This window comes from Streptomyces sp. NPDC027189 (assembly GCF_055566975.1).
On sequence record NZ_JBVHRI010000023.1, the window covers coordinates 89,032 to 102,214 of the forward strand.

Genomic DNA, 13,183 nt, shown 5'->3' on the forward strand with positions numbered 1-13,183 from the left:
GAGATCAGCCGTCGGAGCCCGATGAATCCGGGCTGTCCTGGTCGGAGCCAGACGCGTCGGGCGTCGATTCCGTGGAAGCGGGAGAGGTCGGATTCGACGTCTGCGAATCGTTCGCGGAGGAGTCGTCCGACCGAAAGAGTTTCCCCAGCTCAACCCCGTAGACCCGGATGAGGGCGATCGTCAGGCGGACGTAGTCGCCGATGAACGGGCGCGCCTTGAGGAAGTCTTCGTGCTGGTCGCCGAGCAGGATCGCGTACGTCTGGCGTACGGCTTCCAGGAACTTGAGCGGCAGGGACGGGCGGCGGAAGAGGGCGTTGACGACCTCCTTCACGCCGGCGTCGCCGTCGGAGGACTCGAGGACCTCACCGAGGAGGCCCATCAGGTCCAGTTCCTCGGACAGGATCGGGTCGAGGGCGTCGGCCGGCAGCTCCGCCGGGAAGATGAACTGCTCTCCGCCGAACAGGACCGGGATGCCGTCGGGGTGCTGAACCTCGCGGCGTTCGGCGTCCAGGTCGATGACGAACGACATGGGGGTGACCTCTCGTGTCTGCGTAGCTGAGTCGCGGTGGTGCGGCAGCGCGCGGACAGTGGCAAGCCGTTGGGGCTTGTGTCGCGCGCTGCCGCGAGGGGTCACGTCGCGGGCGCGAAGGCCGGGTCGTCGGTGAGGACGTACCAGGCGTCGAGGTCGTCGCCGCCCTGGACCGCGAGCCTGAGCGGCAGCACGGCCTCCTTGGTCTTGGCGAGATCCTTGGAGACGCCTTCCATCTGCATGCAGCGGGGGACGACGTAGCGGTAGTGCTTGCCGCCGTCGATGACCTCGATGACTGCCATCACCTCGGTGCGGGAACCGATGCGCGGCGGGGTGAACTTGTAGTGCGTTGCCGCGGGCGGCCCGGCGACGCTGATGGTGCTGATCTCTCCGCCGCCGTACACCGCGCGGAAGTTCTCACCGGACCACTGCTGCAGGTCGACCTCGATGGTGGCCGCATCGGAGGTCTGGAAGGTGCGGGTCGGATACGAGGACTGGGCGGACTTGACCTGCTCGAAGTTCGGTTCGCTGTTGAACTTCAAGCTGTCCTCGGTGGTGAGACCGACGCTGCGCAGGGCGGCGGGCAGCGCCGCGGTGGCGTCGGCCGGGGCGGTCGTGCCGACGGGGGCCAGATAGACCCGGGTGATCGACGGAATGACGATCTGGTTGTTGTTGGTGGTCTCGCCTGCCATGACGGGGTTCTCCAAGGTGTCCGGTGCTAGGGCGCGGACACCTTGGAGAGCTGGGGTGATTAACGTCGCGTCGTCACGGGTGGAGGGTCACGGAGAGGTTCATCAGCCATCGAGGTTGACCGTCGACGAGGGGCGACCAGACGAGGAGGCCGGAGGGCTTGACACCGTTGATGACCGGCAGGCCGGGCGTGTGCGGCGCCTCGACGATGTTCTGGGCGGCCTGGGCGCAGCGGACGAGGATGCGGCGTAGCTCCGCCCTGCCTGGCCAGCCGCCCGGGTCTCCGTGCACCTCGAGCGTCACCTCCGGCGCGGTGGCCCATCGCAGGTCGCGCAGGTCTCCGCCGGGGCCGTGGCCGATGACGAGGTGCGGCCAGGGTGCTTCGGGGATGCCGGACACGCGGCCGGGACCACCGAGGGCGTCGGCGGCCTCATCGCTCTGCTGGAGCCAGGCCAGGAGTACGGAGACCGGGTCGGCGTCCGCGACGGTCAGCTCGGTCATCGTGAGCGGGCGGTGAAGCCCTGCACGCGCAGGCGGCGGGCGTAGTCCGGGGACACGTTGATCTCGGTGCCGGGCGTGTAGTCGGCGCCGTCGATGCGCAGGTGATGCGACAGGGTGACGGTCACCGGCTCCTGGTCTTCACCCAGGGGCGGGCCGACGACGGTCGGGGCGCGGCGAGCGCGCTCAGGGCGGGCCTCGGCGGTCTCGGTGACGGCCTCGGTGTTCTCCTCCGCCGCGGTGGCGGGCTTCTTGGTGGTGGTGTTCGTAGCCATGGCGGGCACTGTGAGGGCCCGGCCCGCTTGTGTCGCGCCGTCAGCGGCGGGCGGCGACGATGGCGGCCGCGCGGGACATGAAGTGCGTGCCGTCCGCTCGCAGGTTGCCCGGGTAGACGGTGCCCACCTCGGCCTCGACGACCTTCGGGGCCTGCACGGACACGGTGACGGTGACCCTCTTCCCGGCCACGACCGGCGGTCCCGTGTTGATGTGCCGGGCGAGGCCCTCCGGGTCGCTGTGCGTGGTGCAGCGGCAGTTCTTGAGGTTGGCCACAGCGCGGGAGCTCTCGTCGCGGGGCTCCAGCATGTACGTCTGCGCGCCCACGCCGCGGTGCTTGATGTCCCACTCCATGGAGTTGATCGAGAAGCGCAGGTTCCCGGGGACCTCCTGCCCCTGCGCCGCGACGTGGGTCGGGCGGACCTTGTCGTCGCCGACGGTCACCCATCGCTTGGTGGGCGGGGCCAGCCGCTTCGCCTCGATCTCGACCTGGTGCGCAATGCGCTGCACCGCCGGGGCGATCATGCGGGCCAGAGCCTCCTCGAGCCCCTGGTTCGGCGTGAACTTGGCGCCGGCCATCACAACACCTCGGGCGGGTTCAGGGTCGCGGCGGCCTGGACGTAGTCGACATCCGGGCAGCCAGGAACCGTGTGGTGGCGTGGGGAGCCGGTCAGCGTCCAGGAACGGCCGGCCTCATCGCTGATGGTGTCGCCGTCCTTGACCGGCCATGCCTGCGGGTCGAGCCGTACCGTCCATGAGCCGTCGTCCTGCTGGAGGACCGACCCGGGCCAGGTGCCGCGCGGGACGGGCTTCTGGTTCGGGTCCGGGGGGACGGGCACACCGTTGGCGTCCCGACCCCAGGGGTGGGCGAGGACGTACACGGTCAGCGAGGCGTTCGGGAGGACGACGGCCATGTCAGCCTGCTCCGGCGACAACGAGGGCCTTGGAGATGCCCAGCTTGACCGCGTTGACGTACGCCGTGAAAGCCGCGGTGGTGTTCTTCCGGTTGGCCCGGGTCATGTCGCCGTTCGTGAAAAACGCGGCGCGCTGGGTGGTACTGATTTCGAGCTGGACACCCATGCCGCGGCTATTCCGGTTGCAGATGTTCTTGGGGTCGTTGCCGTTCAGCTCCTCGGAGGCGAGCTGCACGGTGAAACCGGCGTCCCGCAGGCACTGGCCGATCTGGTCACGGAGGTTGAAGTCCAACCCGCCCAAGTACGTGAACGCCGTGGTGCCCGTCGCGCCGTGCCACGACACGATGTGCGTGGCGCCCTGTGCCATGGCGAGGGCCTGCGGCTCGTCGTACCGGGTCGACGTGATGTGCAAGTCGGCGTTGCTGCCGGAGGGCTTGAAGGCGTCCAGGCTGTAGAAGCCGTGGATGTCGGCCGCGGACGCATCGGCGAGTTCGGTCGTGCCGGTCTCGATCCCGCCCCCGTGGATGGCCAGGTGCAGCAGGGTGGACACCTGGGAGACACGCCAGATCCGTTGGTAGTCGATGCCCTCGATCTGGCCGCCGGCCATCTCACCGTAGGACTGGTAGAGGTCGCCCATCGGGCTCGCTCCTTTCGTGTATCAGCGGTACCGGCCACGTGATGTGGAGTACGGCCAGGGCGGGCGCGGTGGGCGGTTGAGTGGCTGGTAGAGGCGGCGGCATAGCCGGTTCAGGGACGCCAGTGTGGGCAGCGCCCCGGCTTGCCCCTCGGTGGGAGCGGCCTCGTAGGAGATCGACTGTCCTTCGGCGCTCACAGAGGACACCCGGCGCCCCGAGTTGCCCACTCCGCCGGGTCGCTGCCGCTCGGACTCCGCGGCGTGCGCGGTGACGTAGCGGACGATGGTCTCCTCGGTGGCGCCGTTGAGACCGACCAGGAAGTCGACGTCGTAGGTGCCATCTGTGTGCGGCCGGTAGGCGATGACTCGAACCGTGTCGTTCTGGTCGGGCAGAGGCCAGGAGTCGGCATCGTCCAGGTCACCGGCGAAGAACGGCGTGACGGCGCGCAGAGTGATGGCCTTCGGCACGACCGGGCGGTTGAGGTAGCCCACCACGTCGGCCTGCGCGTTGCGGATGGCTGTCTCCAGCGCACTGCGCTGCTCGGCCGTGATCGGGAGCGGTACGCCGAGTGCGTCGGCGACGGCTTCCGGGGAGGCAACGAGGCCCATGCCCATGGGCAGGTCGAGGCGCACGCTTGTGTCCTTGACCGGCTGGGCCCCGTCGCTCGGGGTGAAGGTGACCATGCCCCAGTAGCGGCCGGCCGGTACCTCGGGCAGGTCGAACCGGTACACCCCGGGGCGTAGCCGGGTGACCGTGGTCGCCGCGGCGACCACCGGGCCGCTGCGGTCGGCCGTGCCGTATAGGTCCAGGCGGCTGACGACTCCGCCGGCCGGGTCGGGGTCGTAGTGCGCCCCGCCGTACATGGGTTCGTAGTCGAAGACCGACACCCCTGGCCTCCGTTACTTCTCGGTCTGCGTCGCGGCGGCCTGGGCGACCAGGCGCTCACGGATGCGGGCTGCGACGCTCTCGGAGACGTGGGCGCCCTTGGGCTGCAGCAGCCGCTCGACGGGGTTGCGGTGCGGCCCGAGGAACGTGCGCTCGATGAGGCGGACCGTGCACATGAGGGTGGAGCCGTACGGGGTGACGGGCTGGAAGACGGCGTCGACGTCGGCCGGAGGCTGCTTGGTGGCGTCATCGAGGATGACCTCGGCGATGTCGTCGGGGATGACCTCGGTCGGAGAGACATAGCCGGTGGCCGCCGGCGGCTCGGGCGCCTCGTGGACGGTCGGCGGTTCGAGCGGGGCCACGTCGGGCGCCTTGGGGGTGGCGTCAGCCGTGGGCGTCTCCTCGGCGGCCGCCGAGGCGGTGGCGGTCTCCTGCGGGCTGGAGTCGCCCGTGGGCTCCGCGGTGGTCTGCTCGGTCTCGGCGACGGTGGCGTCGCCGTTCTCCGCGGTCTTTGCGGTGGGGGTCTTGCGGGTGCGGGTGGTGGCTGCCATGGGTGGCTCCCTCTCGGGGTGGTGTTCCGGTCGGCGCACACCCTGCACACTGGGCGGCGCTTGTGTCGCGTCCTGTCGCTGGAGGGCGGAGCGCGGACGTACGGTGACACCGGACGGCTCCCTGCCCGAGCTGGGGGCCGTCCGGGCGTTTGGGCTCAGGCGTAGGTGAAGCCGTTGGTCTTGGTGACGTTGCCGGCGTCGTCGGCGAGGACGACGTTCACCGCCCCGGTCGCGCCTGCGGGCGTCTTCACGCGCAGCTCCGTCGCGGACACGACGTCGAGCGATGTCCCGGCGGTAGCCCCGAAGTTCACCGCGGACACTCCGTCGAGACCAGTGCCGGTGATGGTGACCGTGGTGCCGCCCGCGGCCGGGCCGGTGGACGGCGTGATGGTGGTGATGGTCGCCGCGGTGAACAGCCGGTCAATCGCGGACTGAGGGACGATGTCCCCGGCCTGGTAGAGCAGGTGGCGACGGGAGCCCTCGGGGCGTCCGTCGCCGCGGCCGTACGGCTCGGTCTGGTAGACGGTCTCGGTGATGCGCTTGGGCGGGTCGGAGACGTCGACGGCGGGAAATGCCGCCTTCGTGATCCGCTGCCCGTTCTCTCGGTAGAGGCCCATCGGTGTCCTTCCGCTGCTTCCGTGTGTGGTGGCCGCGGAAGGATGGGACATGGGTCAGGCTTGCGTCGTGCCCTGGATTCGGAGGCGCTTGCACAATTGTGCAAGAACGATCTTGGTCGACTACAGGAGCCGAAGGTCGTCCCAGCCGTCCGGGCCGACGCTGAACACCAGGAGGCCGGCCGTGGAGACTTCGCCGCTACGGGCGGTGTACCAGTCAGAGCCGTTGTCGAGGGTGGGGGCCTGAATCCACAGGCGGCCGTTGCCCACCTGCTGTGACCGAAAGTGATGGAAGTGGCCGGTGATCAACACGTCCGCGTCAGCGATCGGCTGACGGCCGAACGTCTGGCCACGCCACCAGTCCACGGCCTTGTCCGGGCGCGGGTACTGGTGCCCGTGCGCCAGGCCCACGATCTTCCCGGCGACGTCCAGCGATACGGACTCCCGCCACCGCTCCGGCATGACGAAGCTGACGTGCCCGTAGGCGTCCTCGTTGCGGGCGTAGGCGTCCGCGATCTGCGACAGCACCTCTATGCCCCAGTCGTCAGTGGGCGGCCCAACTGCCTCGCGGCCGCGCCTGACCCGGCCATGGTTTGAGCCGCACGTCGCGGCGACGACCCGGCCGAAGCGCCCGGCGAGCCGGTCCAGGCCCTCGAAGGTGATCCTTCGGTGTACGCGGATCATCTCCGTCATGGCGAGGTCGTTGGTGTACGCCTGCTGCGCGGTGTTCTCGTAGTTCTCGACGCAGTCACCGGCATCCATCCAGTACGCGGCGGTGGGGCCACGACCGACGGCCTTGAGGTCGCGCAGGTGGTCGTCGAGCCGGTCGAACCGCTCAGCGACTCGGGCGACCAGTTCGGGGGTGCCGCCGTCCCGGCCGACCTTCCCGGCCTGCGCGTCGGCGTAGACGACGACCAGGGCGCGCTCCGCGGTGTCGAGGGCGGGCCGGGTTTTGCGGCGGCGGCGCATCGCGTCGCGTACGAGAGCGTCGACGTCACCGGCGGACAACCACGCTTGGGCGGCGGGCTCGATGACGTACCGGCAGCGCCAGACGGCGCGGGTGACGGCGTCTTCGCCCTGGGCGTCGCGGTGCCATGCGGCCGGGTCGTGCCGGGCCTCAACGAGGCGGACACGGAACCCTTCGGGGATGGCGAGGCCCATCTCCTCGACGCGCTCGCGCCAGTCCGCTTCGCCGGCGGGGGGTGTATCCGCGGGCGGGGCCGTGACGACCATCGTGCCGCCGGGCTCGTACCGCACTCCGCTTTCCCAGCCGCGAGGGGCGGTGGGCTGTGGCCGCTGCACTTGAGCGGCGTGGCTCTGCTCGGGGGCGGCGGGTTCGAGCAGCGCCTGCAGGTCGTTGTTCAGGGTCATCGCTCGCACCGGCATCCGTTGGACTCACCGCGCCGCCGGTGCCGGGCCACCGTGTACGCGGTGATCGGGTCGCCGTACCTGCTGAGAGTGTCGGCGATGGCCTTGGCGGTGACACGGTCGGAGTCCAGTGCCGCGCGGAGGGAGGCCGCTACTTCCTCATCTGCGGCGGCGAGGAAGGTGCCGACGCTGCATTGGGGGCCCCGGTGAGTGGCGGGGGCGCTGGCGAGCGCGTCCAACTCTTCCGCGAGGCCAATGGGTTGCTTCTCGATCACCGGCGTCCTCCGTCGTCGTGATGGTGGTACGTGGAGGGGGTGCACCCGCGGTCGGGCGCACCCCCTCATCCGCGTCTGGATCAGGTCGCGGCCGGCTCGGTCCAGGTGCCGATGACGAACGACTCGGGGCGCGGGACCTCGAGGGCCAGGCGCTCGTCGGCGCGGAAGGTGATCAGGCCCTTCTCGAAGTTGTCCGCGTTCTCCGAGGACACGGTGACGCTGACGTTCTCCCTGTCGTGGAGTTGGGCGCCCAAACCGAAGGCGCCGATCAGGAAGTCGTCATCCGCCATGGCCGTGGTCTCGACGACGTTGAGCCGCCAGACCTTCTTCTCCGCGCCGATGGCGACAGCGACGGCGACGCGGAACGCGCCGTTCTTGTCCTCTTCGACCTCGACGTGCTCCCACATCGTCGGGGACAGGACGATGCCGGTCGGCTCGTACTCGGCGAGCAGAGCCTTGGTGATGGCGCGCCGGATCTGGACGCTGTACTTGTCGGCCGCCAGGCCGGTGTACTGCTGGACGCCGGGCGTGTTGTAGATGCCGGTGAGGGACTGGCCGTCGCCGACGGAGTGGAGAAGGTCCCAGTCCTCTTGGTACTTGACGCCCTCGACCATGCGCCCGTTGATGAACGTCTTGAGGCGCGGCTCGTCGCTCAGGATGTTCTTGTGCGCATCGATCAAGTGCGCGACCTCGGCGACCGGGTACATGACCGGGGTCAGCGACAGCTTCGACCGCGGCGCGCGGCCCCAGGTGTCGGTGTCCGCGCCCGTCGCCGGCGACGTGCCGTCGGCGGCGTAACGCTCCTTCACCTGTCGGGCGTTGTTGGTCCAGCCGGTCTCCCGGGCGCCGTAGAGGACGGCGTTCTTCGTCGAGGACTTCGGGAACAGATCTCGGATGTGCCACTTGCGGTAGGCCCGCTCGGCGATGCCCAGGCTCTGGACGCTACCGAGGGTCTGGTGCGTGACCGTGCCCGCGGACAGGGAGAAGATCGACTTCCCCTCCATCTCGGCACGGACGTACGGCCGATCGCGGAAGCCGGCCTCTGCGGCGCGCTTGAAGGAGTCGGACTCGACGAACAGGTCACCGAGCGACTTCTGCTCCATGGTCGGGGTCTGCCCGTAGTGGGTGGCCGCGGCCGGCGGGTTCTCCGGGGCGTCGAGGTACTGCTTGACCTGGATCAGACCCTGCTCGGCGTCGATGAGGGCCTTGATCTCCTGCGCCTCGCTGGAGACCTTGCGGAACTGGTTGGCCTGCTCGGTGGAGACGACGAAGCCGCCACCGTCCTCGACCTTGAATCCCTTGCTGATCTCCTCGGCCTCCGCGGCCTTCACCTGGAGCTGCCGCTGCAGTTCCTTGATGCGAGCGTTGTCGGGCATTGCTGCTCTCTCCCTGATGCTGGGGTGCGGTTGACGTGCGTCGCTCCGCCCGGCCAGCACCGGGACAGCCTCAACGCGAGGCGGAATGGAAAGGGGAGAGAGGGGTTAACGTCGCGTGCTGCCCGCTCAGTTCGTCAAGAGCGGGCAGCACATAGGTTGTGACCTGCGGTTTCGTACGTTGTGGGCCGGTTGCCTGCACTCGCGGGGCGGGAGCTGAGTCGCGACTCAGCCCTGCAGCAAGGCGAGTGCGGCCTTCACCTCGTCCGCATCCAGCCGCACCGTGTCGGGGTCCTCCTGGTCCTGGTCGACGGCGTCCTCGGGGGTCGTGCCGTTGCTCGACGTCCCGTCCTCGGTGGGCACTTCGTCGTCGCCTTCGTCGTCGTCGAAGGTGTACTCGTCCCACAGGTCTATGCCGGTCGGGCCGGCCGCGCGGTTGGGTGTGGGGGCGGGCTGCTTCGGCGGCGGCTGGTCGACGTCGAGTCCCTTGGCGGACAGGGCGCTGATGAGGGCGCGCACCTTGTCGCGTACGCCTTCGAGCTGGCCGGGGTTCGCGTCCGAGGTGCTGATGCGGGCGGTGGCGTCGCTGAGCGCGTCGACAGTGGGCTGCACGACGCGGGCGTCGATCTCCTCGTTCTCGTCTGCCTCGCGCGGGCCGTCGTCGTCATCGGGGACGACCACGGTTGCCAGCTCCACGCGTTGCGGCTGCCCCAGCGCCACGTCGTCCCCGTCGCCGTCTTCTCCGAGTGTGTACGGGACCAGGTAGTGCTGCTCGTCTTCGCCGTCGGAGTGGACGGAGGCGATGACGTGGTCCGGGTAGGTGCCCTGGATGCATGCCCACGTGCTTTCATCCGCGGCGAGGAGGGTGCGGACGGCTTGGCCGAGTCGGTCGCGGATCTGCTCGAACGAGGCGGGAAGGGGCTGGATCGTGTTCACGGGCTCTCCAGGGGCAGCGAGGCGGGCTTTGGCTTCGAGGACGGCGCGGCGAGCGCTCTTGCTCTCGGCCGCGTGGGTGGCGGGGTAGATCCCCAAGGCGTCTTTGTGGCGCAGGTTGCAGTAGCCCTTGGCGTTGTCCGGGCTCATGTGGCGTCCGGCGATGGCCACGCAGCGGTCGAAGTCGCCGGGGGTGCCCCAGCCGATTTGGGCGCCGCCTTCGCCGTGGACGTACCAGTGCCGCAACTGCTCGGCGTCGCCGCGGTTCTGGTCCGTGCCCCCGGCGGCCTTGGCCTCAGCGACCATGGCGCGTGCCGACTTGTGTTCGACCCGCGATCCGTGGATGCGGGCGGCCGCCACGGTGGCCCGTGCGGACTTCTCCTCTCCGCCGAGGGCGGCGAAGGTGTTCATGACGCCGGCGGCGAACTGCTGGGCTTCTGGGCTGGGCTGTGTGCTCGGCGGGCCCTGGGGCAGGGTGGCACCGGCCAGGAGCAACCAGGGGGTGTCTCGGCACTCCGGCCGGAGCAGCGACATGTCGGGGAGGGCGGTGATGGGCCACCAGGCGGTGACCTCCGTGGCCTCGCCGTCCGGGTCGTCGGGGTTGGCCACGCGCCGCTCACCGTGGGGCCGGTTGAGCGAGACGGCCGACTCGCTGGGGATGACTGCGACATAGCCGCGGTAGATGCCGTTCGGGGCGGTCCAGGAGCCGACGATGCTTGCCGTCCCTGGCAGGTCCGCGCCGGTCTCTTCCTGCCACTCACGCAGTGCCGCGGCGAGGGCGTCTTCGTCCTTCTCCCGGTGACCGCCGGGGAACTCCCACGTGCCGGCCGCTGGATCGTCGTCTTCGAGGGCGCGCTGGATGAGCAGGACGCGGCTGGTGTCGGCTGCCTTGAGGGCCAGGCCCGCGACATTGATGCGGTCCTCGTCCTTGACGGCTTCGAGTTCGACGGGGGTGGGGGTGGCCTTGTACTCCATGCCGGGGTTGGCCGCGGCCTTCACCTCGAGGGCCCGAGTCATGGGGTGCGCACCGTGCAGAACGGGGCTGACCTCGAACAGGTCGAGTCGGTGGATGACGCGGACGCCGTCAGCGCGGCGGGTGGCTCCGTCCGTGGGTACGCGGTAGCCGATGGAGAATGCGGCTTCGCCGTGCTCGTACCACTGCTTGACCTGCTCGTATGTGTCGCGGCCCTTGCTGGTGCGGCGGTTGTACTCGACGGTGGCGACCAGGGCGCCGGCCTCGGCAGGCCAGTTGGGGATTTCGGCGAACCGGGGGTCGCCGGGCATCCACTCCTCGACGTCCAGGACGACGCCGACGGCATCCTTCCATTCGTGGTGCCAGACGGCTTTGACGCGGCGGGTGGCGAGGGTCTGAGCGAAGGCGCCGGGGACGATGAGGTCGTTGACCTCGTCGACCACACCAGTGACGGCGTAGATTGCCCGGCTGGTGCCTCGCAGGGTGCTTGGGTGTGACGATCTTGTAGGTGGAGCGCTCGGCACGGCGGGAAACCTCCGGCGGTGGACAGTGGGCCGCCGGGCACGGTGCCGTTCGCGTCTGTCTAGTGTCCTGTGCTGGCCGCAGGCTCCGCCTGGGCTTCCTCGGCCTCCGAGCGGGCCATGGACCAGCCGCGCGACCAGTAGCGATAGCCGAACTGCTGCTCCGCGTTCCCGAGGCGGTCGTACGGGCTGGCGTCGCCCGGGTCGCCGGCCTGATAGGCGGCCTTGCCCTGCTGCTGCAACCGCAGGGCGGTCGTACGGTTCAACTGCACGTCGTCAGCTCCCTACTGGAACATCGAGTCCTGCACGCCGCGGTCGCTCGGAGGAGCGGCCTGGGGTGGGCTGGCGGCCTCGTCGGCTTTGCTGTGCGTTCGGGTCATGTGGGCGTCGTCGACGTCGATCGCCCACGCGTCTGGGTCTGTGTAACGCCACACCTGTCCCGTCCCATCCCGTACCCACCCGGTCAGTGTGCCGTCGGCGTCCTGATCCAGCCACGCTTGTTCGCCGTTGCTGCCGGTGTAGGAGGCGAAGGCGTTGGCCGGGTCCGTCTCGTCACCCTCGTCGTAGGGATCGCCTGCCCACTGGCGGGCGTCGTCGGACGGCGGTTCCGGGGCATCGGCCGCAGGCTCGTTGCCGGGCGGCTGCGTACCGTCGGCGGGCGCCTCGGTGGGCTGCTCCGGCGGTGCGGTCGGGCCCGGAGCAGCCGGGTCTGCCGGAGGTGCGCCCGGGTCCGTCAGGTCGGCCGGATCGCTGGGCGTCTCCTCAGCGAGCGCCCCGGGGTCGAGTTCCTCGTCGGGCGTCCCCTCGCCGGTGTCCATGGTCTGTTCGTCGTCCTCGTCCCCGAAAGGCTTGGCGCCTTTCTTGGGGAGAGCCTTGATGGCGTATCCGTATCTAGTCACGGGCGCACGATGAAGGCTCTGTTGGCTTGTGTCTCGGCGACGAGGCGTCACAGCTTCGGCAGACCTCGTATCGCCAAGGCGTTGGTGCGGTAGATCTATCTTGTCCAACGTTCATGCAGCGACAGGCGGTTGGGGAGAGATGGTTTCAGGGGCAGAGGTGTCAGTCGTCGCCCGCGCTGGCGGTTCGGTCGTCAAGGGTGTCAAGCAGCGGGCGTCAGCCACACAAGGTTGGCCATCCCTCTTTGAGGGGTTGATGGAGCTACACGCGATCCTTGATGACTGGGTGGAAGCCGCCCGCCAGTCACAAGTCCTGCTCCATGACAAGCTCAATGGCCGTCAGGTTGCTCGCCGTCGGCGTCTTCCCTTCACCAGTCCCATCCCCATGATCCCGCCGAACAACTTCCACATCATTGAAGAGATCAAGAAGGACGTGACTGAGCACCTGACGCCTAAAGTCTCGCTCACGAAGCACTTCACCCCGCAGCAACGCAAGGCTGCCGCCCGCCGGACCCTGAGTCATGCGATGAAGGTGTATTGCCCTGAGCTGCTAGCCGACTTCAACGCCGCCGTTGAGCAGAGATGGGAGTGGGTCGAAGCCAACCGAGAGGAGATCGCGAAGGCGCTCGCGTCCGACACGGTGGATGAGGAGGCCCTTCTTGCCTGGCAAGACGACGCCAGCACAACTCTTCAAGCCCTGGTCGAGATGGCCGACGAGTTGCGCGAGTACATCGTGCAGACCTTTCCGGTGCAGTGGCGAGCCCTGTGGGTGTAGGCGTCATTTCTGTGTAGTGCCAGCGGAGGCTCTACAGAAAGCTCTCCCCGCCGCTGACCTGCGCATCTGCGCCCAGGAAGGGCGGGCGAATGCAAGGCCTGGTCGGCCTTGGAACTGCGGCATCCGAGCTGCCAGAACGCAGCCACCCAGCCACACCAAACCAAGATCATTCTTGCCCAATTGGGCAAGCGCACCGGATCAGCTCTCGGGCACGCTCGCCTGCCTGGGGACCGCGCCGCTCGCCTCGAGTACGTTGGTGTACTCGCGGAGCACCGCAAGGACGGTCGCCTCATCGTCTCCGGCAACGGCCGACATGGGGCCGGTCGGTGACAGGGCGATGCTCTCGCCCTGGTGGAGGCCCACCAGGGCAGCGACTCGGTGCGACCCGATCACCGGGCGGTCGGCCCGCCCGGTGACCTGCACGCTGTAGGTCGCCCCGTCATCGAACGCTCCGGTGACGGTGAACGGCATCTGTGCTCT

General features: G+C 69.2%; 18 protein-coding genes. 1 reads left to right on the top strand and 17 read right to left on the bottom strand.

Annotated features, from left to right (window positions below; all coding sequences use genetic code 11):
• Nucleotides 1-4 precede the first annotated feature (4 nt).
• The 16 genes from ACZ4RZ_RS38125 to ACZ4RZ_RS38200 form a co-directional block, all read right to left on the bottom strand.
• On the bottom strand, nt 5-529 hold the full coding sequence (locus tag ACZ4RZ_RS38125; RefSeq protein ID WP_467751687.1) for a hypothetical protein: 525 nt from the start codon (nt 527-529) through the stop codon (nt 5-7).
• Between the two features lie 101 nt (nt 530-630).
• The gene (locus ACZ4RZ_RS38130) at nt 631-1,221 is read right to left on the bottom strand and encodes a phage tail tube protein (protein ID WP_133041365.1); all 591 of its coding nucleotides are present in this window, start codon (nt 1,219-1,221) and stop codon (nt 631-633) included.
• Nucleotides 1,222-1,294: 73 nt separating this feature from the next.
• On the bottom strand, nt 1,295-1,720 hold the full coding sequence (locus tag ACZ4RZ_RS38135) for a hypothetical protein (RefSeq protein WP_467751690.1): 426 nt from the start codon (nt 1,718-1,720) through the stop codon (nt 1,295-1,297).
• The gene (locus ACZ4RZ_RS38140) at nt 1,717-1,992 is read right to left on the bottom strand and encodes a hypothetical protein (RefSeq protein WP_467751692.1); all 276 of its coding nucleotides are present in this window, start codon (nt 1,990-1,992) and stop codon (nt 1,717-1,719) included. Before ACZ4RZ_RS38140 ends, ACZ4RZ_RS38135 begins: the two co-directional genes overlap by 4 nt.
• Before the next feature lie 40 nt (nt 1,993-2,032).
• Nucleotides 2,033-2,569, bottom strand: a complete 537-nt coding sequence (locus ACZ4RZ_RS38145; protein ID WP_467751694.1) for a hypothetical protein — start codon at nt 2,567-2,569, stop codon at nt 2,033-2,035.
• A complete protein-coding gene (locus ACZ4RZ_RS38150) occupies nt 2,569-2,904 on the bottom strand; it encodes a hypothetical protein (protein WP_467751695.1) in 336 nt (111 codons plus the stop codon). Before ACZ4RZ_RS38150 ends, ACZ4RZ_RS38145 begins: the two co-directional genes overlap by 1 nt.
• A 1-nt stretch (nt 2,905) precedes the next feature.
• Nucleotides 2,906-3,541, bottom strand: a complete 636-nt coding sequence (locus tag ACZ4RZ_RS38155) for a poly-gamma-glutamate hydrolase family protein (protein ID WP_467751697.1) — start codon at nt 3,539-3,541, stop codon at nt 2,906-2,908.
• 21 nt (nt 3,542-3,562) lie between these two features.
• Nucleotides 3,563-4,426, bottom strand: a complete 864-nt coding sequence (locus tag ACZ4RZ_RS38160; RefSeq protein ID WP_467751699.1) for a hypothetical protein — start codon at nt 4,424-4,426, stop codon at nt 3,563-3,565.
• 12 nt (nt 4,427-4,438) lie between these two features.
• Complete coding sequence (locus ACZ4RZ_RS38165; protein WP_467751701.1) at nt 4,439-4,975, bottom strand: hypothetical protein; 537 nt, start codon at nt 4,973-4,975, stop codon at nt 4,439-4,441.
• 155 nt (nt 4,976-5,130) lie between these two features.
• Nucleotides 5,131-5,592, bottom strand: a complete 462-nt coding sequence (locus ACZ4RZ_RS38170; protein WP_467751703.1) for an IPT/TIG domain-containing protein — start codon at nt 5,590-5,592, stop codon at nt 5,131-5,133.
• Nucleotides 5,593-5,712: 120 nt separating this feature from the next.
• On the bottom strand, nt 5,713-6,960 hold the full coding sequence (locus tag ACZ4RZ_RS38175; RefSeq protein WP_467751705.1) for a hypothetical protein: 1,248 nt from the start codon (nt 6,958-6,960) through the stop codon (nt 5,713-5,715).
• A complete protein-coding gene (locus ACZ4RZ_RS38180; protein WP_467751707.1) occupies nt 6,957-7,232 on the bottom strand; it encodes a hypothetical protein in 276 nt (91 codons plus the stop codon). The genes ACZ4RZ_RS38175 and ACZ4RZ_RS38180 overlap by 4 nt, the downstream gene beginning before the upstream one ends.
• An 80-nt stretch (nt 7,233-7,312) precedes the next feature.
• Nucleotides 7,313-8,608, bottom strand: a complete 1,296-nt coding sequence (locus tag ACZ4RZ_RS38185) for a phage major capsid protein (RefSeq protein ID WP_467751708.1) — start codon at nt 8,606-8,608, stop codon at nt 7,313-7,315.
• Nucleotides 8,609-8,833: 225 nt separating this feature from the next.
• On the bottom strand, nt 8,834-10,954 hold the full coding sequence (locus tag ACZ4RZ_RS38190) for an NUDIX domain-containing protein (RefSeq protein WP_467751709.1): 2,121 nt from the start codon (nt 10,952-10,954) through the stop codon (nt 8,834-8,836).
• Nucleotides 10,955-11,094: 140 nt separating this feature from the next.
• Nucleotides 11,095-11,304 (bottom strand): hypothetical protein, encoded by a 210-nt coding sequence (locus ACZ4RZ_RS38195; RefSeq protein ID WP_467751711.1) that lies wholly within the window; start codon nt 11,302-11,304, stop codon nt 11,095-11,097.
• Between the two features lie 12 nt (nt 11,305-11,316).
• Nucleotides 11,317-11,931, bottom strand: a complete 615-nt coding sequence (locus tag ACZ4RZ_RS38200; protein WP_467751712.1) for a hypothetical protein — start codon at nt 11,929-11,931, stop codon at nt 11,317-11,319.
• A 157-nt stretch (nt 11,932-12,088) separates the two neighbouring features.
• Between ACZ4RZ_RS38200 and ACZ4RZ_RS38205 the strand changes: the two genes are divergently transcribed.
• On the top strand, nt 12,089-12,703 hold the full coding sequence (locus ACZ4RZ_RS38205) for a hypothetical protein (protein ID WP_467751713.1): 615 nt from the start codon (nt 12,089-12,091) through the stop codon (nt 12,701-12,703).
• Between the two features lie 198 nt (nt 12,704-12,901).
• On the opposite strand, the gene ACZ4RZ_RS38210 is transcribed toward ACZ4RZ_RS38205, so the two are convergent.
• Nucleotides 12,902-13,174 (bottom strand): hypothetical protein, encoded by a 273-nt coding sequence (locus ACZ4RZ_RS38210; RefSeq protein WP_467751715.1) that lies wholly within the window; start codon nt 13,172-13,174, stop codon nt 12,902-12,904.
• Nucleotides 13,175-13,183 lie beyond the last annotated feature (9 nt).